Source organism: Bradyrhizobium sp. GW821-FHT13H05 (genome assembly GCF_058804065.1).
Window position 1 is genome coordinate 109,059 of record NZ_JBXAPO010000012.1, and the last position, 23,277, is coordinate 132,335.

19 protein-coding genes, 1 tRNA gene and 1 pseudogene are annotated in these 23,277 nt (G+C 64.1%); 5 read left to right on the forward strand and 16 right to left on the reverse strand.

Going from position 1 to position 23,277, the window contains the following annotated elements; genetic code table 11:
- Positions 1-201: 201 nt before the first annotated feature.
- Complete coding sequence (locus AC1RR3_RS28800) at positions 202-564, reverse strand: hypothetical protein (RefSeq protein ID WP_492826988.1); 363 nt, start codon at positions 562-564, stop codon at positions 202-204.
- Between the two features lie 324 nt (positions 565-888).
- On the opposite strand from AC1RR3_RS28800, the gene AC1RR3_RS28805 reads away from it, so the two are divergent.
- Positions 889-1,833 carry an AEC family transporter gene (locus tag AC1RR3_RS28805; protein WP_492826990.1) on the forward strand — a complete coding sequence of 315 codons (945 nt, stop codon included), beginning with the start codon at positions 889-891 and terminating at the stop codon, positions 1,831-1,833.
- Positions 1,834-1,862: 29 nt separating this feature from the next.
- Here AC1RR3_RS28805 and AC1RR3_RS28810 read toward each other — a convergent pair whose 3' ends face one another.
- Entirely contained in the window at positions 1,863-2,630 is a 768-nt protein-coding gene (locus AC1RR3_RS28810) for an outer membrane protein (protein ID WP_492826992.1), read from the reverse strand.
- A 462-nt stretch (positions 2,631-3,092) separates the two neighbouring features.
- Positions 3,093-4,502, reverse strand: coding sequence for an amidase (locus AC1RR3_RS28815; protein ID WP_492826994.1), 1,410 nt, complete (start codon positions 4,500-4,502; stop codon positions 3,093-3,095).
- A 61-nt stretch (positions 4,503-4,563) separates the two neighbouring features.
- Here AC1RR3_RS28815 and AC1RR3_RS28820 point away from each other — a divergent pair, with 61 nt between their 5' ends.
- Together AC1RR3_RS28820 and AC1RR3_RS28825 are read left to right on the forward strand one after the other, a co-directional pair.
- Complete coding sequence (locus AC1RR3_RS28820; protein WP_492826996.1) at positions 4,564-5,121, forward strand: TetR/AcrR family transcriptional regulator; 558 nt, start codon at positions 4,564-4,566, stop codon at positions 5,119-5,121.
- Positions 5,122-5,661: 540 nt separating this feature from the next.
- A complete protein-coding gene (locus AC1RR3_RS28825) occupies positions 5,662-5,913 on the forward strand; it encodes a hypothetical protein (protein WP_492826998.1) in 252 nt (83 codons plus the stop codon).
- A gap of 210 nt (positions 5,914-6,123) precedes the next feature.
- On the opposite strand, the gene tenA is transcribed toward AC1RR3_RS28825, so the two are convergent.
- Together tenA and AC1RR3_RS28835 are read right to left on the reverse strand one after the other, a co-directional pair.
- A complete protein-coding gene (tenA, locus tag AC1RR3_RS28830; protein WP_492827000.1) occupies positions 6,124-6,789 on the reverse strand; it encodes a thiaminase II in 666 nt (221 codons plus the stop codon).
- Positions 6,790-7,032: 243 nt separating this feature from the next.
- Positions 7,033-8,982, reverse strand: a complete 1,950-nt coding sequence (locus AC1RR3_RS28835; RefSeq protein ID WP_492827002.1) for a DUF924 family protein — start codon at positions 8,980-8,982, stop codon at positions 7,033-7,035.
- Positions 8,983-9,281: 299 nt separating this feature from the next.
- On the opposite strand from AC1RR3_RS28835, the pseudogene AC1RR3_RS28840 reads away from it, so the two are divergent.
- Positions 9,282-9,468, forward strand: a pseudogene (locus AC1RR3_RS28840) (class I SAM-dependent methyltransferase); the annotation flags it as partial.
- Between the two features lie 82 nt (positions 9,469-9,550).
- Here the strand turns inward: AC1RR3_RS28840 and AC1RR3_RS28845 are convergent.
- The 3 genes from AC1RR3_RS28845 to AC1RR3_RS28855 form a co-directional block, all read right to left on the reverse strand.
- Positions 9,551-10,072 (reverse strand): hypothetical protein, encoded by a 522-nt coding sequence (locus AC1RR3_RS28845; RefSeq protein WP_492827003.1) that lies wholly within the window; start codon positions 10,070-10,072, stop codon positions 9,551-9,553.
- Positions 10,073-10,234: 162 nt separating this feature from the next.
- Positions 10,235-10,311, reverse strand: a tRNA-His gene (locus AC1RR3_RS28850).
- A 312-nt stretch (positions 10,312-10,623) separates the two neighbouring features.
- A complete protein-coding gene (locus AC1RR3_RS28855) occupies positions 10,624-11,058 on the reverse strand; it encodes a phasin (RefSeq protein ID WP_492827005.1) in 435 nt (144 codons plus the stop codon).
- A gap of 498 nt (positions 11,059-11,556) precedes the next feature.
- Between AC1RR3_RS28855 and AC1RR3_RS28860 the strand changes: the two genes are divergently transcribed.
- Positions 11,557-15,039, forward strand: coding sequence for a PAS domain-containing sensor histidine kinase (locus AC1RR3_RS28860; RefSeq protein ID WP_492827007.1), 3,483 nt, complete (start codon positions 11,557-11,559; stop codon positions 15,037-15,039).
- Between the two features lie 167 nt (positions 15,040-15,206).
- Here the strand turns inward: AC1RR3_RS28860 and AC1RR3_RS28865 are convergent, their stop codons facing one another.
- The 8 genes from AC1RR3_RS28865 to AC1RR3_RS28900 all read right to left on the reverse strand — a co-directional run bounded on the left by AC1RR3_RS28865 (position 15,207) and on the right by AC1RR3_RS28900 (position 23,081).
- Positions 15,207-16,379, reverse strand: a complete 1,173-nt coding sequence (locus AC1RR3_RS28865; protein ID WP_492827009.1) for a thiolase family protein — start codon at positions 16,377-16,379, stop codon at positions 15,207-15,209.
- Positions 16,380-16,621: 242 nt separating this feature from the next.
- Positions 16,622-18,211: a phosphoglycerate dehydrogenase gene (gene serA / locus AC1RR3_RS28870; protein WP_492827011.1), complete on the reverse strand. Its 1,590-nt coding sequence runs from the start codon at positions 18,209-18,211 to the stop codon at positions 16,622-16,624.
- A 200-nt stretch (positions 18,212-18,411) separates the two neighbouring features.
- On the reverse strand, positions 18,412-19,584 hold the full coding sequence (locus AC1RR3_RS28875; RefSeq protein ID WP_492827013.1) for a phosphoserine transaminase: 1,173 nt from the start codon (positions 19,582-19,584) through the stop codon (positions 18,412-18,414).
- 79 nt (positions 19,585-19,663) lie between these two features.
- The gene (locus AC1RR3_RS28880) at positions 19,664-19,870 is read right to left on the reverse strand and encodes a hypothetical protein (protein ID WP_492827015.1); all 207 of its coding nucleotides are present in this window, start codon (positions 19,868-19,870) and stop codon (positions 19,664-19,666) included.
- A gap of 158 nt (positions 19,871-20,028) precedes the next feature.
- Complete coding sequence (locus tag AC1RR3_RS28885; RefSeq protein WP_492827017.1) at positions 20,029-20,493, reverse strand: GNAT family N-acetyltransferase; 465 nt, start codon at positions 20,491-20,493, stop codon at positions 20,029-20,031.
- Between the two features lie 16 nt (positions 20,494-20,509).
- On the reverse strand, positions 20,510-21,100 hold the full coding sequence (locus tag AC1RR3_RS28890) for a glutathione S-transferase family protein (protein ID WP_492827019.1): 591 nt from the start codon (positions 21,098-21,100) through the stop codon (positions 20,510-20,512).
- A gap of 76 nt (positions 21,101-21,176) precedes the next feature.
- Positions 21,177-22,064, reverse strand: a complete 888-nt coding sequence (locus AC1RR3_RS28895) for an outer membrane protein (RefSeq protein ID WP_492827021.1) — start codon at positions 22,062-22,064, stop codon at positions 21,177-21,179.
- A 168-nt stretch (positions 22,065-22,232) separates the two neighbouring features.
- A complete protein-coding gene (locus AC1RR3_RS28900; RefSeq protein ID WP_492827023.1) occupies positions 22,233-23,081 on the reverse strand; it encodes an outer membrane protein in 849 nt (282 codons plus the stop codon).
- Positions 23,082-23,277: the final 196 nt, after the last annotated feature.

Sequence of the window (23,277 nt, forward strand, 5' to 3'; positions counted from 1 at the left end):
CCGCGCAAGCCGGCGAACAAAACGAGTCCGGTGGCTGTCGCGTGGCTGATGCCTGGTCATTTTGACCGAAGAGACCGCGAACCACCGTCGCGGCGTGCGCGCTGCGTATCAAAGTCCACACAGCAGGCGGACGAAACGCAAATGCCCGGGGATGAGCCCGGGCACCACGGAGTTTCAGAGAAGGAACGCGCTGTGAAGCGCTCAGTCTTCGGTCTTTTTCTTCTTGCTCGCCTTCGGCGCCGGCTTGGTACTCTTCTTCGCAGCGCTCGATGCGCTCTTGGGCGCGATGTTGACCGGCTTGCCGGCACGGGCCTCGCCGGGCTCGGGTCCCTGGCGGAAGTACACCTTGCACTGCGGCGAGAGCTGCGCCTTCTTCCGGATCATGCAGGCGGTGATGGCGTCGACGTTCGGCACGAACTCGCCGCACAGCCGCATCGCATCGGGCGTGCAGGCCTGCTGCTCCTCCGGGGTGTAGGCAAAGCCGGCGCGGGGCTGGATCAGCACGGCCAGGGCAACCCCGGCCATGACGGCAAGAACGGACTTTCCAGAGTGAAACGCCGGCATCGATCCCCCCAAATTTCGAGTCAGGGCGGAGTGTGGGTGAACGGCGGTTCGTTGGCAACGCGGCCGGAGGCGAAAGCTCGGACGTGTGCGGTCTCGGCAACAGGCGGGGTCCCGGCTTGCGGCGCCCCCGCAAGCTGGAGAGGGAGCGTACCTGCCCCCTCCCAACAAAAACGCGAAAACAACCCCATGCACAGTAGACATGTCCCGGCACCATCTGCGGATTTTACGAAATCGATTTGACCCGTCGGGCAAAACAGTGGCATGATGGCATCGTCGGGAGTGCGTGGGGTGGTCGGCTGAGATCCCCGTGAGGTTGAGGGGCGCATGGCCACCATATTGATCGTCGCGCCGGTGTTCGCCCTGATCGCGGCCGGCTACGCCGCGGTGCTGTTTCGCTTTGTCTCGGAGACCGCACACAAGGGCATCTCCGAATTCGCGTTCAGCATCGCGATCCCCGCGCTGCTGTTCCGCACCATCGTCGTGTCGGAGTTCCCCGACGTCAGTCCCTACCGGATGTGGGGCGCCTACTACGGCGCACTCGCGATCACCTGGATCGCGGCGCTGGCGCTCTCGGCGCTGCTGCGCGAACGGCGCGAGGATCGCGAGGACGGCGTCGTGTTCGCGATCGGCTCGGTCTACGGCAACATCGTGATGCTCGGCATTCCCATGACGCTCTCGGCGCTGGGCAACGAGGCCGCAGGCCCGATGGCGCTGATCCTGTCGGTGAACACGCCGTTGCTCTGGCTCTGCGGCATCCTGCAGATGGAGCTGGTCAGCCGCAAGCGGACCGGCTCCCCCCTCGCGGTGATCCGGCCCGTGCTCGCCGATCTCTCGCGCAATCCGCTGATGCTGGGAATCGGTTTTGGCGTGGTCTGGCGCTTTACCGGCCTCGGCCTCAATCCCGTCGTCGACAGGACGATCGAGCTGCTGGCGCAAGCGGGATCTCCGGCGGCGCTGATCGCGCTCGGCATCAATCTCTTTCGGTTCGAGGTGAAGGGCGAAACGTTGAACGTCGTCGTGATGAGCGCGCTCAAATTGCTGGCGATGCCGGCGGCCGCATTCGCGCTGGCCAGGCTGCTCGGCTTGCCGCCGGTCGCGGCCGGCGTGATCGTGCTGTTCGCGGCGATGCCGACCGGCGCGAACGCGTACATCTTTGCGGTTCAGTATCAGCGGCTGGTCAACCCGGTGTCGGGTGCCGTGGCGCTGGGGACGCTGCTGGCGGCGGTGACGTTGCCGGTGGTGGTGATGATCGTGGCGGGGGTGAGGTAGGGCTCACGCTGCCCGCCACGATCTGGACGCTACTGAAACTTGTAGCTGAACCTCACGCGCGCAACGTCGGTCGAGAGCTGGCTGCGGATGGCGCAATTGGCTGCGGGCAGGCCCGTGCAGGCATGGCTGCCGTCGGCACGAATAATGGTCGCGTCGCCATCCTGATACATCGTATGCAGGAATTCGCCGCCGACAATCCAGTTCGAATCCAGCGCATATTCGACGCCCAACCCGATCACGCCACCCCAGCGAACGCCACTGCCATTGGCCGTGACTCCGGTGGGGCTTCCAAAGGTCGCGCTGCCAACGGAATTGCCGATTTCTGTCCCGGTCTGCCTGACATCGGCCCAAGCTGCGCCACCGGTCACATAAGCCAGGACATTGTCGACGGCGAGGCCGGCGCGCGCCCGGATCGTGCCGCTGGTATCCGCCTTGAGACCGACCGTCATGGCTCTGTTGTCATCACCGCCAAGCACGGAATCCTTGAAACCGCCGTTGCCGTTGACGTCTGCTTCGATGCCGATCAGGCCGTGACCGAACTGGTAGTTGTAGCCGACCTGTGCGCCGCCGGTGAAGAAGCCTCGCGTGGGGGTCGCCGAGGAGCAGTAGAAACAGGGATCGTCGAAATGGGATGACGCCATGCCGCCGCCGAGATTGCCGCCGACGTAAAAGCCGGTCCAGCTGTACACGACAGCCGCAGGCGCAGCCTTGAACCGGACCGCGCCGATATCGGCCGCGGAGCTCGCGGCCGTGGCAGCCAGCAGCAGAGCGATCGCAGCCGCGAAAGTGTTTCTCATCGAAGGTCTCCAAGTGACATGTGTTTGGCTGTGGTAGCGAACGATCGGATCTTCAACCTCTGATCCGGAGCGGCGACAGGAAGCCGAAAAATCGCACCGCGCGCGTCGTGCGAACGCAGGAGGCCGTCGCAATTTGAAAGTGGCGTTGCAGAATTGACACGGCGGCTCTCGCCCACAAGCAGACCGCGCGAGGGGCTCCAGCTTTGCGGACTGCTCCGGTCATTCGTTCGGGGGAGACGCTCGCGATTGTCGTGGATTGCAGCCGGCGTGATCGTGCTGTTCGCAGTGATGCGGACCGGCGCGTATGCCACGTCATCGCGGTTCGGTATCAGCGCGCTTGTCTGAACCACGCTTCGCGCATGGAAGTGAATGGTCGCATCCGCCTTTGCCGGATCATCGGATGCGTTTTGACGGAGCGGCGCCGACGAGATGTGTGCTGCATCCCGCCGGCGCGCCGTGCCGTCAGAGAGCTGGACGGAGATCCCGGACGGTACTCACGCCTTCGAGCAGCGAGGCGACGTGGAGAATCGTCGACTCCGCCTGCCACTTGCCGACGATCTGGATGTTGATCGGCAGGCCTTCCTTGCTGGTGCCGAATCGCATCGCCACGCCGGGTAGTCCGGCGACGTTGAGCGGCACGGTCGCGCCTTGCAGGTAGGTGGCATCCACGGTCTGGCCATCGATCGTGAACGCCTTGACGCCGTGCTTGTGCGCCGGGATCGGCAGCACCTGCGTCACGAGAGCGTCGTAGCGCGAGAAGTAATCGGCATAGCCGTCGCGGATACGCTCGGCCGCCTGTTCGGCCTCGATGTAGTCTTTCATGGACGTATCGGGCAGCGAGAGCATGGTCTTCGCCATCTTGTAGAGATCGTCCCGGCTTCGGCCGGCGGTTGCTTCGGCGAAGGCCGGCTTCATCTCCATGACGTGGAGCTTGTTGAAGACGTCGAGGGCGAAATCGCGCTCCAGCGCGGGAATGCCGACCTCATCGACGGAGACGCCGATGCTCTTGAGTGCCTCGGCCGCCGCCCGCACGGTCGCCGCGACCTCCTGATCCACCGGCCCCAGGCCGGGCCCGACCATCCAGCCCACACGAAGGGGAAGCAAAGGCTGGCGGCCGATCCCCGCATCGAACGGAACGGTGCTGGTGGCAAAGGCGTCCTGGCCGTCTGGCCCGGCGAGCTGCGAGAAGGCGAGCGCGATGTCGCGAACCGAGCGGGCCATGGGCCCGACATGCCAGAAGCGGCGCGGGGCGCGCGGCCAGATGCCGGTCATCGGCACCCGTCCGTGCGTTGCCTTCATCGATGTGATGCCGGTCTGCGCAGCCGGGCCCCGCACGGAGATCGCAAGGTCCGTGCCGAGACCGATTGGCGACATGCCCGCCGCGATAGCGGCCGATTCACCGCCGCTCGAACCGCCCGGCGTGCGAGTCAAATCCCAGGGATTGTTGGTCGCCCCGGAGAGCAGATTGTCGCTCTCGATCCAGTAGGAAAATTCCGGAAGGTTCGTCTTCGCCAGCAGGATTCCGCCGGCCTTCTTCATGCGCGCGACGCTGATCGCATCGGTGTGGGGCGTGCGCCCCTTGAAGATCGGCGAGCCGCGCTGAGTCGGAACGCCGGCGGTATCGATCGAATCCTTGACGGTGAAGGGAACGCCGTGAAGCGGGCCGCGTGCCTCACCCGAGAGGACATCGGCCTCGGCCGTCCTGGCTGCCTTGAGGGCATCGTCGGCCACGGTGACGATCGCGTTGATCTTCGGGTCCACCGCCGAGATCCGATCGAGGTGTGCCTGCACGATCTCGACCGGGGAGACCTGCCTGGTGCGGACCAATTCGGCCAGCCTGGTTGCGTCGGAAAAGATGAGTTCGTTGCTCATGATGATTTCTGATGCGTCAAGACCTATCTAACGTATGGTAGGCTGAGGGGCAGGTGGGCGAATGAGCACGAACGATGCGATTCTGGAGGCGGCCACACGCAGCGCACAGGCGCATGGCTATGGCGGCATGAACTACCGGGATCTTGCCAAGGAAGTCGGCATCAAGGCTGCGAGCATCTACCACCACTTTCCCAGCAAGGCTGAGCTCGGCGCCGCCGTCGCGAAACGCTATTGGGAAGATACGGCGGCCGATCTGGAAGCCATGTTTGCGGAGACAGGCGATCCCATCAAAGCCCTGCGCAGATATCCCGAGATTTTTCGCCGCTCCCTCGAGCGGGGCAATCGGCTGTGCCTCGGCAGCTTCATGTCGGCGGAATATGACGACCTTCCGGAGCCTGTGAAGAAGGAAGTCCAGACCTTTGCCAACGTCAACGTGGCCTGGCTCAGGAGGCTGCTCAACGCGGCCGGCGTCGTTGGTCCCGAGCAAAGCGAAGAGCGGGCGCGCGCCATCTTCGCGGCCGTCGCCGGCGCTCAGCTCATGGCAAGAAGTCGGGCGGACATCGCGCTCTTCGATGCGTTGATCAAAAGCTACAGGACCGCCGGACTACTGCCTGCGTAAGAACCATCGCTGGTCGCCCGCGCGTATCTTTGGCGCCAGTACGGGTTGGCGGCGGTGACGCTGCCATGGTCGTGATGATGGTGCGTCCCGCTTCTTGTGGTCGCCCTCGCGGGATCAACGCAATCCGAGGAATGACAGGATTGCGCCCACCACGACGATGAGACCGACGATATAGATAATTCCGTTCATTGTTCTGCTCCTCAGCGTTGTCTGGCCCTGCTGCGACCACAGACACCCTGAGGGACGAAAAGGTCCTCCACATCGATCGCACATCAATTGCCAATTTTTCCCGAAATCAGGAACGAATGGCCGCCCTGCTGCTTCTGAATCCGGGACTGTCTGGAGGAAGAGGGATCGATGCGTGCCTGGCACCAGATTGCGAGTGCGACGACGACAATTGCATTTTCGATTTGCCTGTTCATCGCTTCGCAGATGTACGTGGCGTCCCGCCTGTCCGCCGCAGAACTCTCAACCTCGCACATCATGAAGCTGCGAAACGTCGCGTATCGCGTGCCGCGCGGTCATTGAGCCGGACCGGGCATGCCGCTTGCCATATCGTTGATCGTGGACGGCTATGTGCGCCTGGGGGATCGCGGGGCGCTGGAGACGCTACGCGCCCATCGTGTCGAGCTGCTGGACTCGGCGAGATCAATCGCCGACATGGACACCAGCCGGATGATGGCCTCCCTCACGGAAGAAATCGGGATCATCGAGGCCGGGTTGTCCCGACTGAGCCCTCAGCACGAGCAGCAGGAACTCGCACCCGCGCCGCTCAAGCCGCCCAGTCCATAATCGCGTCAATGAAAGTCTGAGCCTGGCGGATCGCGTCCGCCCTCGTCGCGCAAACACCGACCGACACGGTTCGGCCCTTTCCGACCGTCCACTGCCAGCCAGACAAATAGCTGATTTCAACAATTGAGAATCTGACGCCGCGATGTTCCACGGAGGACCTCCGCTGACATGTTGCTGTGCGAGAAGACTACGCGAAATGATGAATGCGGTCTAGCGGCCCACACGCCAGGCCATCTCCCAGAAGTCTGCCTCCAGGCGGGTGGCTTCCTTGAAGATCGCAATCAGCTCTGCCTCGCGGGCCGGCGTGGCGTAGAGATCGGCAAGATGCTCCATGTGCGCTTGCGCCTTGGCCGCGACCTCCTGGTACGGCGCGCCGGCATATTCGGCGATCCAGACGCGATAGGCGTTCGCTGTGGCGTCCGCGAGGGGGAGCGAGGCGAGCCGCGTTGCGATCTCCGCGTACCCGATCACGCAGGGAGCCAGCGCCACCTTGAGGGCCAGCAGGTCGCCGCGCATTCCCGCATCTAACACGTAGCGCGTATAGGCCAGCATCTCGGCCGCCGGAGGGGCCTGTTCAAGGTCAGCCGGGGACAGTCCCCAATCGGCACAGAGTTTTACATGCAGGTCCATCTCGACATCGAGGATGGCCGAAAGGCCGCTAGCTGCTTCACGCATGTCGGCAAGCCTGGGCGACTTGTAGACCGCGAGCGCGTAGGCGCGCGCAAACTCGATGAGGAACAAATAGTCCTGAACGAGGTAGTGACGAAACGCAGCTTCAGGGAGCGAGCCGTCCGCCAATCCGTTCGTGAAGGGATGCTCGGTGTAGGCTCGCCACTCAACGGATGCTGCTGTCTTGAGACGCTCGAAGAAACTCACGATGTTTTTCGCCTGGCTTGCTTGTCGATGGACGTCGTTGGCTCGCTACCGATAGCGCATTGCGAACGGAGGGGCTACGGAGAGCGCGGACAAAACCGGCTTTGGGCGGCGTTGCGGAGGGGCATTCCTCGCGTCGAGAGGTTTGTGCACTGGACTGCCCCCCTCAAGTGAGACACGATGATCCCGGTGACCTTGCCGGTGGTCGTGATGGTGGTGGCGGCGATCAGGTAGCGACGGTCACCGTCAAAGCGTTCGCAACGACGGGTCTCTCACATATCTGAGGTACGAGCGAACCTTGCGCACGCCGCCCTGATCTGCGAGCTGCTCGGCTTCCTCGTCGGAAATGAACGGCAGCACCACGGTGTCCTCTCCCGGACGCCAATTGGCCGGCGTTGCGACGCGATACTTCGCAGCGAGCTGGAGCGCGTCGACGATCCGGAGAATCTCGTCGAAATTTCGCCCGACATGGGCCGGGTATGAGAGAATCAGCTCCACGCGCTTCAACGGCGAAATGACGAAAACGCTGCGCACGGTCATGGTTTCGCCAAGGCTCGGTCCATGTCGAAACGTCGTGGGGTCGAGCATGCCGAACAGCATGGAGATCCGGCGATCCTTGTCGGCGATGATCGGGAATCGCACCTCGGTCTGCTGTGTCTCGTTGATGTCGGCGATCCAGCGCTCGTGCTCGTCCGTGCTGTCGACGCTGAGACCGACGATCCTGGTGTTGCGCCTGCTCCATTCGTCGTGAAGCTTCGCCGCGGCGCCGAGCTCGGTGGTGCAGACCGGCGTGAAATCGGAGGGATGCGAGAACAGCACGCACCAGGACTCGCCGATGAACTCGTGAAACCTGATCGGCCCCTGGCTGGTGTCGATCGCAAAATCCGGAACGCTGTCGCCGATCCGGATGTAGCCCTGGCTCGTCAGCTGCTTCTGCGTCCGCGTGAAGGCGACTTCCGGTCCCTCGTACTTGAACTCGAAGACCTGGCCCGGCGTCTCGTCGGTGTCAGGAAGCAGGGTCTCGTATTCGTGCCCGAGCACGGTCACCGTGCGCTTCTTGACCGTGCCCGCGAAGGTAAGCTTGCCGTCCGGCTGGCGCACCAGCGGCAGGTCGAAGCGGAAGGAGCTGTCGGTCAAAAACTCCTCCTCCGCCGCCGTGCTTCGTCGCTCCAAAATCTTGTTTCGATGCGGAAACCGGCCGAAACGATGAATGACCGCAACATGCCGGTGAAAGATCTCGTGAAAGACGTTCAGCGGATCGTCCGGCGCAAGCTCGCGCATCGCCCGGCTCCATTCCTCCATGCAGAGGTGCTGGTCCTCGGGCGATTCCGAATGGGTCAGCGCGAGGCAGAGGAAGACGCGCTCGATCGGCCGCAGCCGCTCGCCGATGCCGACACGCAGCGCGCGCTTGACCAGCGTGCGGCATCGCGCATCGCAATCGTACATCTGCGAGGTATCGCGATAGATGTTGCGCGGAAACTGGTCGAGCATGATCACGAGCGCCACGATCAGATGCGGCTGCTCGACGTTCAGCGCCCAGTGGTCGTAGTGCCCCTGGGCGGCCAGGGCGACGTCGACACCGAACCGGTTCCAGATGTCCTGATCGGTCTGCTGCGACTTTCCAAACCAGAGGCTGAGGCACTCCTCGATGCTCGGCCGCAGCATGTAGGACAAGACCAGCGCGGCCTTGTCGGCGTGCTCAGTGGCGACCTGGAGGCGATCGTCCTGGAGCAGCATGCGCAATTCGCGATGAAGGTCCTCCACCTCCACCGCGGACAGAGGGACATGGCCATCGAGCCCGGCAATGATGACCTTCAGATATTGCTGAACCTTCTGCCCCGTGCTCGGGCTCATCCGCGCGACATGCTTGTTCATCGCCCGCAGCCGGCGGACCAGCGTCTTGGTGAACTCCAGCGCGCGTTCAGGATTGTCCTGGGAGGAGGCAATGAACTCGTCATAGGCGGTGACGAGGCACTTGGTCGGCGTGACCGCCTTGATGGTCGCCGACCGCGGCCCCGGATCGATCAGGCTCATCTCGCCAAAGACGTCGCCTTCGACCAGCGTCCCGAGGATCTTGACATCGGCCCCCGTGCTCACGCTGACCTCGACCGAGCCAGACACAATCAGAAACGCACTATCGCCCGGATCACCTTCGCTAAGGATGGTTTCGCCAGCCGAGAATTCCAACGTCTGCATTGAACGAACTTTGCCCCGGCGCCCGATGCGCCAACCAGAGAACCTGAGGTTGAACGCTACAAGGTCGTTTGTGCAAGCGCCAGTCGAGTGCGGCGCTCGCCCCGCCGCAGCGGGCGATTCGCATTCAACGCATCAAACCGCGATCGAGGCGGGCTTTGCCTGACTTGGGTGCTACCGTTCCGGCGAGGGCGGGTCCCGGCGTAGTTTTCGTCAAGATTCCCGGGCCTGACGGTGGTGGCGAGAACGAAGTCATTCGGCCGCATGGGTGGGGCGGGCCACCAGCGTGGACGGAGCATGTCATGGCACAGAACATCTACGACAATCCCGATCTCTTCGCAGGTTACAGCCAGCTTCCTCGCCAGGTGCACGGCCTTGCCGGCGCACCGGAATGGCCGGCGCGCCATCGATCTCGGCTGCGGGTTCGGCTGGGTCTCACGCTGGCTGCGCGACAATGGCGCCAGCACGGTTCTGGGCGTCGATCTTTCAAACTACGGTGACAGTGCATCAAACTGCTGTCGCACGGTGCCCGGGAGTATCGCGCACCATCAGCTTAACCCGCCGGACAAATCTAATAACCCACTTCGAATCGGACGGCTGCATCAGCCTTGCTGCCGTAACGAGAGCTGGAGTTCTCTTTGCTGAACAAGTGATAGTACTGAACGCCAGAGGGAATTTGCGTGATCGTCATGAGCTCATTGCTGACGTATTCGCTAATGCCATGCGCTTGCTCCGGCGTGATGATTCTGAATTTGATTCTGTACGAGCGCTCGTTGATCGAAACCGGGTACGATGCCACAGACATCTCGCGGGCAGCTCCGGCAAAGTCCGTTACTGTCGGATAGACGTATGAGACGCCGTTGACTTCAAACGGAATTTTGATTGGATCGCGGTAGAGATCACCCCCGTCAACGCCGAGTATTCGTATCCATACCTGCTTTGCAGACGTCTCGGGCTTTTCTGTCGCCTTCTGCGTGGCAAGTGCGACCCAGCCGGACATTGCTCCGATGAGAGCCACGCAGATGGCCGCATAGGCTCGCACCTTTTCAATGCGAAAGCTGCTGTCTGCGCTGCTTCTGTCTGTTGACGGCATGGAGTCCCCCCGTACGCCATCACCCGCGTGCATAACGCTTGCTTCTGGTTCCAAACATTGTGCCTTCAGCTCGGAACAAGTTGCAAGGCAGCCGGCTGCTCTCGTTGAACGGGAATGAGGCGACTCAAATGAAATGCTGAGACCACGGGCCATGCGCACCGCTGGTACAGTTGGGTGGGCTCGAACCACCGACCTCCTGTTCCACAGACAGGCGCTCTAACCAACTGAGCTACAACTGCATCCTTGCGAGCCGCGCCTTGGGGGCGCCCTGACGGGCCGGTCACCGAGGGGGGCTGGACGGGGCGGAAACTAGGTGCAACGGCCGTTTTTGGCAAGGCCGCAAACGGACGAAAAACCGGGGTAAATCACCCTGAACGCGATGAAATCGGGCTTGATGTCGACCGTAGCGAGGTTGCGCTCCCCTCGCCGGCTTGGCGGCGACACTCCCCGTGAGGAGAGAGCCCTCTCCCGGCCTCTCCCGCAAGCGGGAGAGGTGAAGAAAAACCCGGACCTTGCGGCCCGGGTTTTCAACTCATTCAGACCCGATCCGCTCAGGCGGCGGGCGGGTAGAGCTTCGCGGCGCTGGCCTTGATCGGCTCGGCGGCGGCGGTGGCTGCGCGCTGGGCGATCTCGGCGAGCTCCTTGGCCTGGGCCTGGAAGGTCTCGAGCTGCGTCTTGGAATGGCCGGTCCACAGCGCGAAGGCATCGGACGGCGACTTCACGGTGAACAGCTGCTGGGTGAACTCGAGCTGGGCGGTGGTGTTCGCCTTCATGAACTCCATCACCTTGGCGGCGTACTCGCTCGCGCCCTTGTGGGCGGAGGTGAACACGGCCTCGACGGTGCCGTTATGGCTTTCGGCGGCGTCCTTGAACTTGGCATAGCTTTCGCGGGCCTGCGAAACGCCTTTTTCGGCGAACGCACGCATCTGCTCCGGAACCTCGAACGGAATGACGGAGGCAGAGAATGGATCAGTCGCACCTGTCATGGTTGTCCCTCACGGTAATGGAAAATGGGGTGAGCCATCTGGCGCGCCCGCCGGCCCCGATCCGGGCCTTCAAATTCAGCGGGTACGACAACTGGATACGAGAAAGAGATGGCTCGCCCAACGCCCAGTAGTGTTGCTGCCTAACATGTCAACATTGTGCAGCGCAACGCGATCCGGGGGTGCATCGCGAAATTTAATCCCGGGGAGGGTGAGGTCCCGGATCTTGGGAACCCATGGTTGCGGTATGTCAGTGCTCCTGACGTGCTGCATCCCTGGCCTGCGCGGCTGACGATCCGGTCCTTCGCGAATCCTGCGGATGCAGCCCGCCTGCGGCTTGCGGGTTCGGCCACGTTAAGGTTATCGCGGCATTAGGCCCTCCCCCGTAGGCTGGGGCCGTGGACCTGCCCGCGCCCGCGCGCGATACTAACCCTTTCTTAAGGCTGTCATTCCCGGCAGCCACCCACGAGATGCGTGACAGCGAGACTTGAAGCCGGTTGGATGACTAGTTCGGATTTCCAGTTGCGAGGCGTGGGCGATCCCCGGCTGGCCGTGCATGCGACCTCCCCGCTGCCCGCCTGGCTCTGGTCGATCGACGGCACGCGCGTGCTCTGGGCCAATCCGGTCGGCGCAAAGCTGTTCGGCGCGGCGCATGCGGCAGCGCTGGCGGACAGGATCTTCGGACCGGCCGACGGCCATCGTCGCCAGGTCACCCGGCTCGCCCGCCAGCTGCCGGCGGACGGCGCGATCAGGCTGGAACGGCTGCGCGGCTTCGGCGCCCGGTTCGGCACGCTGATGACCTGCGCCTGCGCGCGGCTCGACTTTGCCGATGGCGGCCATGCCGTGCTGGTCACGGCGATGGATACACATGTGCGCAGCATGTCGCTGATCGAGCGGCTGCATCGTCTCGTCGACGGCGCCAAGGTGCCGATGGCGGCGTTCGCGCCCGACGGCATGTTCGCCGGCGCCAGCGAACCGGCCCGCTCCCTGCTCGGCTTCCGCGACCTCGGCGAGGCCGGCCTCGAACAGGCCCGCAGCGATGCGCTTCGCGACGGCCGCGCCGAGATGCCGATCGGGATCGGGCAGATGGTGCTGCAACGGGTCGGCACGGGGGCCGATGTCGGCCTGATCGCGCTGATCGAACCGGCTGTGGCGGAGGCGGCTGCGGCGGAGACCACGCCCGAGACCGCAGAGCCCACCGCGCGCGACGAGGCTGTTCAGCCCGCGCCTGAGATGACGCCGGCCGAAGCTCCGGCCGCGGTGCCGGACCAGGCGCAGGGCGCACCGTCGAACGAGGCTCCGTCCGACATCGCACTGTTCGACGCCTTCGCCGAGCCGGCCGAGGCGCCTGCGCCGGTCGAGACAATCGCGCACGAGCCTGCCGCGGAGATCGTCTCGATCCAGGACGCCGTCAGGGACACAGTCGAACAGCCGGTCCAGGAAACGGCCTCCGAGACAGCCGAAGCCGCGCAAGATTCTCCGGTTGAAAACCTGGCCGAAGCCATCGTGCCGCCGCAGGCCGCGCCGATCACGACAGCCATGGTCGAGCCGCCGTCAGCAGAGCCGCCGGCACCACGTCAGCATCCGCTGCGCTTCCTCTGGCAGATGGATGCGGAGGGGCGCTTTGTGCTCGGCTCGGACGAATTCATCCGCCTGATGGGCGCGCACACGGCAGCCGGCTTCGGCCGCCCCTGGCGCGAGATCGCCGACGAATTTTCGCTCGATCCTGACGGGCGCGTGGCGCAGGCGCTCGCAAGCCACGACACCTGGGCCGGGATCACCGTGAACTGGCCGGCCGACGGCGGCGAGCATCTGCCGGTCGAGCTTGCGGGCCTGCCGATCTACGACCGGATGCGCAACTTTGCGGGCTTCAAGGGATTTGGCGTCTGCCGCGATCTCGACGGCCTCAACCGGCTCGATGCACTCCGCCGCTTCGAGCTGTTCGTCGAGCCGCCGGCGCCGCAGAGCCTGTCTGCCGACGTCGTCGAGCCGGAGCCCGAACCGAAGCCGGAGTCTGTCGCCGACACGGTGGCCGAGGCTCTGCCTCCGCCGATCGAGCCGCCTGAGCCTGAGCCCATATTTGAGCCCGTCACTGAGCTGCCCGAACCCACAACCGAAGCGCCTTCACACAACACCGAACCGGAAACGCCAGTGGAAACGCCTCCCAACGTCGTGCCGTTCCGTCCAGCCGGCGATGCCAGATCACCCGGTGATCTGAGATCGCCGACGCTGACACCGGTCGAGAACAGCGCCTTCAACGAGCTCGCCCGGCAATTGTCCGAGCGGCTCGAACGCGAGCGCGGGACGATCGCCTCTGTTACGGACGAGCCGCCGGCGATGGAGAGCGCGCCCGAACCGCCGACGCCGGAGCCCGAAGCGCCGCACGCCCCGGCCGAATGGCTGACAGAGCCCGCGCCGCCCGCACACGGCCACAGCGCGCGCGACCGCGCGCTGCTCGACCTCGTGCCGACGGGCATGTTGATCTATCGCCTCGACCGCCTGCTCTACGCCAACCCCGCTTTCCTCGCGCGCATGGGCTATGCCAGCCTCGGCGCGTTGGAGGATGCCGGCGGGCTCGATGCGCTCTATGTCGAGCCGGGCGTGTCGTCAGCCAGCAGCACCTCGCAGGCCGGCACGCCGGTGACGATCAGTGCGACGCTTGCCAATGGCGAAGCGCCGCTGCCGACGACCGAGGCGCATCTGCACACGATCGACTGGGACGGCGAGAGCGCGCATGCGCTGATCTGCGCGCTGCCGCAAGCGGCACCTGTTGTGGCGGCACCTGTCATTGCCGCGCCGCCCGTGGTCGTCGAGCCCGTGGTCCCGGAGTCCTTCCCGTTCGCGCCTGAGCTCGAGCTCGAATCCCAGGCCGGCGATGCGGACGCGGAGGATCTCGCCGCGATCCTCGACACCACGGCCGAGGGCATCGTGATGTTCGATGCCGAAGGCAACATCCACGCCTGCAACCGCAGCGCCGAAGCGCTGTTCGGTTACGACGGCGAAGCGCTGATGCAGCAGAATCTGGTGACGCTGTTCGCGCCGGAGAGCCAGCATGTCGTCGTCGACTATCTGGAAAACCTCAAGAGCCAGGACATTGCGAGCCTGCTCGACCATGGCCGCGAGGTGCTGGGGCGCGAGAAGAAGGGCGGCGTCATTCCGCTCGCGATGATCATGGGCCGCACACGGCCCGACGGCCCGAACTTCTTCGCCGTGTTCCGCGATCTCTCCCAGAGCAAGAAGGGCGAGAGCGAGCTGAAGAGCGCACGACGTCTCGCCGACGGCGCGGCCAACGCCAAGGCCGACATGCTGGCGCGGATCAGCCACGAGATCCGCACGCCGCTCAACGCCATCATCGGTTTTGCCGAGGTGATGATCTCCGAACGCTTCGGCACGCTCGGCAACGAGCGCTACGGCGAATACATGAAGGACATCCGCGCCTCCGGCGAGCGCGTCATCGCCATCATCGACGATCTGCTGGAGCTGTCGCGGATCGAGACCGGCAAGCTCGACCTCAACTTCGCCAACCTCAACCTCAACGATCTGGTCGAGGCCTGCGTCGTGGTGATGCAGCCGCAGGCCAACCGCGAGCGCATCATCATCCGCACCTCGCTCGCCCATGCGCTGCCGCAGGTGACGGTGGACGCGCGCGCGATGCGGCAGATCACCATGAATCTGATCTCGAACTCGATCCGGCTGGCCAGCGCCGGCGGCCAGGTCATCGTCTCGACCGCGCTGTCCGACCGCGGCGAGATTGCGCTGCGCATCCGCGACACCGGCCATGGCCTCAGCGAACGCGAGGTCGCCGCGGCGATGGAGCCGTTCCGCACCCCGCCGCCCGGCGACGCCTCGGACAATTCGGCGCTCAGCCTGTCGCTGACCAAAGCCCTGGTCGAAGCCAACCGCGCGCGGTTCAACATCAAGAGCGCAGCGAATTCCGGCACGTTGATCGAAGTGGTGTTCGCACCGATGGTGGCGGGGGCATGAGGCGGCGCGAACGATCCTCCGTCATTGCGAGCGAAGCGAAGCAATCCAGACTGCCGCCGCGGTGAGACTCTGGATTGCTTCGCTTCGCTCGCAATGACGATGTGATGCAGCTCGAACAAAAAGGGCACGGCTCGCGCCGTGCCCTTTCGCATTCATGGTGCGTGATCTCAGCTGTAGATCTCGAACAGGCCGGCGCCGCCCTGGCCGCCGCCGATGCACATCGTCACCACGCCCCACTTGGCCTTGCGGCGCGCGCCTTCCTGGAGCAGGTGGCCGGTGAGACGGGCGCCGGTCATGCCGAAGGGATGGCCGATCGCGATCGAGCCGCCGTTGACGTTGTACTTGGCGGGATCGATGCCGAGCTTGTCGCGCGAATAGAGGCACTGGCTGGCGAAGGCCTCGTTGAGCTCCCACAGATCGATATCGTCGATCTTGAGGCCGGTGCGCTTCAAGAGCTTCGGGATCGCGAACACCGGACCGATGCCCATCTCGTCGGGCTCGCAGCCGGCGGTCGCCCAGGCGACGAAACGGCCGAGCGGCTTGAGGCCGCGCTTCTCGGCGTCCTTGGCTTCCATCAGCACCACGGCGGCGGCGCCGTCGGAGAGCTGGCTGGCATTGCCGGCGGTGACGAACTTGCCGGGGCCCTTCACCGGCTCGAGTTTTGCCAACCCTTCCAGCGTGGTCTCGGGACGGTTGCACTCGTCGCGGTCGACGACGTAGTCGACGATCGACTCGGCCTTGGTCGCCTTGTCGACGACCTTCATCTTCGTCTTCATCGGGACGATCTCGTCCTTGTACTTGCCCGCCTGCTGCGACGCCGCCATGCGGCGCTGCGATTCCAGCGAGAACTCGTCCTGGTATTCGCGGCTGAGCTTGTAGCGCTCGGCGACGATGTCGGCGGTGTCGATCATCGCCATGAAGATGTCGGGCGCGACCTTGAGCAGCTCAGGATCGATCGATTCCTTCGGCGTGCCGCCGCCCGGCATGGAGATGCTCTCGACGCCGCCGGCGACGATGCAGTCGGCACCGTCGGAGCGGATCGAGTTGGCGGCCATCGCGATGGTCTGGAGCCCCGAGGAGCAGAAGCGGTTCACCGAGACGCCCGCCGTGGTCTTCGGCAGGCCCGCGAGCAGCGCAGCCTGACGGCCGATGTTCGGCGCGCCATGGGCGCAATTGCCGAGATAGCAGTCCTCGACATAGTCCTTCTCGACGCCGGAGCGCTCGACCGCGTGCTTGATCGCGTGCGCGGCCAGCGACATCGGCGGGGTGATGTTGAATCCACCGCGGCCGGACTTGGCCAGGCCCGTGCGCGCATAGGAAACGATGACGGCTTCACGCATTGTTTTCTCCCTTTCGAACATTGGTACAGATGCGTCTGTCGAGGTCTTCTCGGCGCCATTGGTACACAAAGTTGGCAGCGCGCGGGAGAAATAAAAACGCCGCCTCCGGTGATGGAGGCGGCGTAGTTCCGCGGGTCGGAATATGGAATATGATGAGCGTCATTCCGGGGCGGCTCGCAGAGCCGAACCCGGGATCTCGAGATTCCGGGTTCTCGCTTCGCGAGCCCCGGAATGACGGTGTACTAGAACGTCAGGGCCTTGACCTGCTTGACCTGCGGCAGGGCCTGCACCTTGGCGAGCAGATCCGCCGGCACCGCGCCGTCGACCTCGATCAGCGCGATGGCATCGGAGCCCGGTGCGACGCGGCCGAGATGGAAGGTGGCGATGTTGATCTTGGCGTCGCCGAGCAGGCTGGCGAACTTGCCGATGAAGCCCGGCTTGTCCTCGTTGGTCACGTAGATCATCGACTTGCCGAACTCGGCATCGACGCGGATGCCCTTGATGTCGACGAGGCGCGGCTTGCCGTCGGCATAGACCGTGCCCGAGACCGACCGCTCCTGCCGCTCGGTGGTGACGGTGACGGTGATCAGGCTCTCATAGTCGCTCTGGGCGGCGCGCACGATCTCGTCCACCACCATGCCGCGCTCCTTGGCGACGACGGGCGCGGACACCACGTTGACCTCGCCGAGCATCGGCCGCAGCAGGCCCGACAGCACCGCGGAGGTGATCGCCTTGATCTTCATCTCGGCGACATGTCCCTCATAGGTGATCTCGACCTTGAGGATCCCGCTTTCCGTGAGCTGGCCGGCGAACGAGCCGAGCTTCTCGGCGAGCGCGATGAAGGGCTTGAGCTTCGGCGCTTCTTCGGCCGTGATCGAAGGGAAGTTGACCGCGTTCGAGATCGCGCCGGTGAGGAGGTAATCCGACATTTGTTCTGCGACCTGAAGCGCGACGTTCTCCTGCGCTTCCGTGGTGGAGGCACCGAGATGCGGCGTGCAGATCACGTTGGGATGGCCGAACAGCACGTTCGAAGTGGCGGGCTCCTCGACGAAAACGTCGAAGGCGGCGCCCGCGATGTGCTTGGCGTTGAGCGCATCGACCACCGCCTGCTCGTCGACGAGACCACCGCGGGCGCAATTGATCAGGCGCACGCCCTTCTTCATCTTGGCGATCGCGGCCGCGTCGATGATGTTCCTGGTCTTCTCGGTGAGCGGGGTGTGCAGCGTGATGAAATCGGCGCGCTTGAGCAGATCATCGAGATCGACCTTCTCGACGCCGATATCCCTGGCGCGCTCCGGCGACAGGAACGGATCGAACGCGACCACCTTCATGCGCAGGCCAAGCGCGCGGTCGGCGACGATCGAGCCGATATTGCCGCAGCCGACGACGCCAAGCACCTTGCCGGTGATCTCGACACCCATGAAGCGGTTCTTCTCCCACTTGCCGGCCTGGGTCGAGGCGTCGGCCTGCGGGATCTCGCGGGCCAGCGCCAGCATCAGGGTGATGGCGTGCTCGGCGGTCGTGATCGAATTGCCGAACGGCGTGTTCATCACGATGATGCCCTTGGCCGTGGCGGCGGGGATCTCGACATTGTCGACGCCGATGCCGGCGCGGCCGATCACCTTGAGGTTGGTCGCCTTCTCCAGGATCTTTGCGGTCGCCTTGGTCGCGGAGCGGATCGCAAGCCCGTCGTAATTGCCGATGATCTCGGCAAGCTTGTCCTTGTCCTTGCCGAGGTTCGGCTGGAAGTCGACCTCGACGCCGCGGTCCTTGAAGATCTGCACGGCGGCGGGAGAGAGCGCGTCGGAAATGAGAACTTTGGGCTTGGTCATGGATGTGTCCTTCACCGTCCCTAAAGGGAGATCGGCCCGAGGGCCGGAATGGGTAATTGCTCGGAAGCTCTTTGCTCTCTCCCCGTTCTTACGGGGAGAGAGGCAGCCACAGGCAAAGTGCTCGTGGAGAGAGTCCCTCACCCGGATCGCTGCGCGACCCGGCCTCTCCCCGTAAGAACGGGGAGAGGCGAAGAAAAGAACTAGGCCGCCTTGGCCAGCGTGGCCTTGGTCTCGGCAAAAGCCCAGTCGATCCACTGCGTCAGCAGCTCGACGTCCTTGGCCTCGACAGTCGCACCGCACCAGATGCGCAGGCCGGCCGGAGCGTCGCGGTAATACGCGAAGTCGTAGCCGGCGCCTTCCTTCTCGACCAGCGCGACCAGCTTCTTGGAGAAGTCGGCTTGCGCGTCGTCAGAGAGCGAGGTGAGCGCGGGATCGGTGAACTTCAGGCACACCGAGGTGTTGGAGCGGATCGAAGCGTCCTTGGCCAGGAAATCGATCCAGGGCGTCTTCGCCTTCCAGTCGGCCAGCACCTTGGTGTTGGCATCGGCGCGCGCGATCAGCGCCTTGAGGCCGCCGATCGACTTGGCCCAGTTCAGCGCATCGAGATAGTCCTCGACGCACAGCATCGACGGCGTGTTGATGGTCTCGCCGACGAAGATGCCTTCGTTGATCTTGCCGCCCTTGGTCATGCGGAAGATCTTCGGCAGCGGCCAGGCCGGCTTGTAGGTCTCGAGCCGCTCCACTGCGCGAGGGCTGAGGATCAGCATGCCGTGCGCGGCTTCGCCGCCGAGCGCCTTCTGCCAGGAGAAGGTGACGACGTCGAGCTTGGCCCAGTCGAGGGCTTGCGCGAACGCTGCGGACGTCGCGTCGCAAATGGTCAGGCCTTCGCGGGTAGCGCTGATCCAGTCGGCGTTCGGCACGCGCACGCCTGAGGTGGTGCCGTTCCAGGTGAAGACGACGTCGCTCTTGGGATCGACCTTGGAGAGGTCGGGGATCTCACCATAGGCTGCGTTGAGCTTGGTGACGTCCTTGAGCTTCAATTCCTTGACGATGTCACTGACCCAGCCCTCGCCGAAGGATTCCCAGGCGAGCGTGGTGACGGGCCGCGCACCGAGCAGCGACCACAGCGCCATCTCGACCGCACCGGTATCCGACGCCGGCACGATGCCGATGCGATAATCGGCGGGCACTTCAAGCACTTCGCGCGTCAGATCGATCGCGAGCTTGAGCTTGGTCTTGCCGACCTTCGCGCGATGCGAACGGCCGAGCGCTGCGTCCTTGAGATTTTGGGCGTTCCAGCCGGGGCGCTTGGCGCAGGGGCCGGAGGAGAAATGCGGCACGTTGGGCCGCGAAGCGGGCTTCGCTACAGTCATATTCTACCCTTCCAGATAGTAAGCCTCCCGTTGGGGGGAGGTGTCCCGCCGCGGCTGATACGGGAAACGGGTAGAGTCGTCAAGGAAGTTCCGGGGCCTCACGCGCGAGTGATGGCGCCTCCGGCGCGACATCGGGGGATTCGACCACGGCAAGCGCGTTCAGCAAGTCCGTGGCATCGCTGATCAATTGCGCCGCACGACGGCGGCTGCCGACTTTCAAAATGCATTTGTCATTGGCCTGCACAACGTAATCGTTGCCGACCTTGATCATCGAATAGCTTTTCATCGAAATCCCCGAACCGACCGAGCCCGGTTTCAGACGCCTGCGTAGCACCGTTCGTTCCTGGTTCCACGTGAACGACGGAGGGGTAGTTTACCCACTCTTAATATGAACGAACGCGCGATCCGATTTCGCTGATGACGCAACGCGCGCGAGATGCTGCATCAAAAGCGGACAGTCATACCGACGTGACTCGCTGTGAATCCGAGTCGCTTGTAGAAGCGTTGCGCATCGACGCGCGTCTGATGCGTCAGCAATTCGACCAGATTGCAGCCGCGCGCTTTCGCTTCCGTCATCGCCCATTGCACCAATTGCTCGCCGATGCCGCGGCTGCGACAATCGGAAGCAACGCGCACGTCTTCAAGCAGGCCGCGGATGCCGCCTTGCGAGCTGATGCCTGACAGCACTGCCAGTTGCAGGCAGCCGACCACCCTGCCCTCGCTCTCGGCAACGACGAGCGTGAGATTCGGATCGCGCTCGACCCGCGCGAATGCCTCGTAATAGGACGCAGGCAACGGATCCTCCACACGTTCGCGGGCACGCCCGAGATGATCGTCGGCGAGCATTGCGATCATCGCAGGGACGTCCTCGCGGCGCGCGGGACGAATGAAGACGGATTTGGCATTCATGGAAGAAACTCCGGGCTCAGCGCGCCGGCGGCAGGCCGAGACAGGCCTCGGCCTCGCCGATCCAGCGGCGAATGGCCGCGTAACGGCCGAGATCGAAGCCACCTTCATGCGCCACACGCGTATAGGCAAGCAGCGAGACGTCGGCGAGCGAAACCGCATCGCCCGCGAAAAAGCGGCTGGCCGCCAGATGCTGCTCCATGCGGTCGAGCGCCGCATAGCCGCGCTTGACCTTTTCGGGGTCGAGCTCGGATGCGTCCTTGCCGAGATAGACCAGCTGGAAGCGGCACACCGCGACATAAGGCTCGTGGCTGTACTGCTCCCAGAACAGCCATTCGTCCATCTTGGCCGCGGCAAACGCGTCGTGCGGAATCAGCGCGCTGTCGCGGGCGAGATAGCGGATGATGGCATTGGACTGCGCCAGCGTGCGGCCGTCGTCGAAGGCGACGGTCGGCACCTGTCCCGCGCCGTTCATCGCGAGAAATTGCGGCGTGCGCGTCTCGCCCTTGCGGGGGTCGATCTCGATCCAGTGATAGGGCAACGCGAGCTTGTCGCAGACCCACTTCACCTTGAGACAATTTCCGGAATTGGTGTCGCCGTAGATCTTCATCGCTGCCGCCCCGCATTCGGGCGACAGAGCATCAGGACGACGAGAACCTGTCAACAGGCAGCGAGGCGCGGCGGCGTCAGAACTTGTAGCCGAGGCCGAGGCGCGCGTTGTTCAGCGTCACCTGCGTGTTCATGACCGGAGAGAACCGCACATACTCGTATTCCACGCGCGCGAACAGGCCGCCCCACAGGCAATATTCCAGTCCGATGCCGGCGGTCCAGCCGACCACGAAATTGTTGGTTCGGTGCTGGGTCTGCGTCTGCGACTGCGCCGGCACCGCCACCGGCGTTCCGGTGATGGTGATGACGTTGCCGAGTGCGTCCGTCACGGTCGCATCCTGGCGCAGCTTCACATCGCTGGTCACCGTGCGCGAGACGTCCATGCGGCCGATGGCGGCGCCGGCGAACATGTAAGGCATGAAATCGCCGCCGTCCCAACCGACGCGCCCGCGGAGCGAGACCATGTCCTTGACCGTCGCCGCGGCGGTGCCGGTCAAGGTCGTGAGATAATGGTTGGTCACGCCGGCGGGCTGGACGTCTCCGGGCGGGTTGACGATGTCGAGCGAGTTGGAGCCTGATGTCGACGTGGAAATCTTGTTGAAATAATTGTAGGTGCCCTCGAGGCCGAGAACGGCATCGTACCACTGCCAGTTGCGGCCGACGAAGCCGCCGAAATTCACGCCTTGCGTGGTGGTCTTGTTCATCAGCGACCAGGTCGAGGTCGGCTCCTGAAGCACACTGTCGCGGAAGATGTAATTGGTCAGGCCGACGACGCTCTGGCTGAAGTCGACCGCTGCGGTGGAATATCCGGCGGAGCCACCGGCATAGAAGCCGTCCCAGTTGTGAGACGTCTTGGACAGGCCGTCGGTGATGCCGCCGCGCAGGATGGGCAGATCCGGCATGTCGGCCGCTTGCGCGGCAGACACCGTCCCCAACATCGCCGCCGCCAACAAAAGCCTACGCATCGCAACGCTCCATCGAACTCGAACTTTCGCTGGTGATCATGGCTCGTTAACCTTAACCAATGGTTGCGCCGGAGCCTTTCGTCGCCGCTCGCCATGAAAAATACGCAATGCAAAACGGCGCGGGATGATCCCGCGCCGTTAAGGTATCTTAAGCGATGAGGCTGACGATCAGCCCTTGGTGACGAGCGGCGGCATGTAGGCCGGCTGCGGGCTGTTGAGCTCCCAGCGCACGCCGAGCTTCAGGTCGTGCGAGGTGAGATCCTTGATCTTGATCGAGGTCGGGCCGGAAGAGCTGTTGTCGAACGCACGGAAGTTGCCGGGCGCGGCGTCGCCGAGGTTCATGTAGCTGTAGGCCAATTCGACGGTGAAGCCGGGATTGACCTTGTAGGCGAGACCGGCGTGTGCGGCCCAGGCGAAGTTCCACTTTCCATTGTCGGCGAAGTAAGTGACGCTGTTGCTCGGGACCCCGGCCGGCACCCCCGCTGCGCCGTATATCACACCATCGTCGCGGAAGCCGCTGATCTTGTTGTAGGAGCCGCCGACGCCGGCGCCGACGAACGGGGTGATGCACCACCAGGTGCCGAGATCGACATAGGCATTGGCCATGACGACCCACTCGGACTTGCTGCCGGTATAGTTGTTGGTCTCAGCGTAACCGGGCAGAACGAGATTGTTTGCGCCGTGCAGATTAGCCCTGCCACGGTACTGGCCGATCACGTCCGCACGGAACCAGTTGTTGAAGCGATAGCCGACGCCAAGGTCAAACAGCGCCGACGAGTCGAAACCAAGGCCTTCGGTCGTGAACGGCAGTGCAGCCGCCGGCGCGCTTTCGATGCTCTTGGCGCGCTGATTGGTCATGCCGACGTCGCCGCGGAGATACCAGCCGCCGAAATCGGCGGGCGGGGCCGGCGGCGCGTACATGGGAGGGGGCGCCGCGATCGGCATATCGGCGGCAAACGCCATCGACGAGATCAGGGTTGCCGCACCCGCGGCAAGGAGAGACTTAACGCTACGCATTGGCTTCGTCCTTTTGGCCGGTGAGGCAAATACACAGGCCCCACGTTCTGGAAACTCACGGCCGGACGATCGCACCAAATGTTTAAGCGCCACTTAACCCTAATTTTTAAGGTTGATTTTTTCTCACCCCACACGCGGATGCGGCACAAGCGTTGCAAAAATGCGGCAGGCGCGCGCCGCAATTGCTAACGATGTA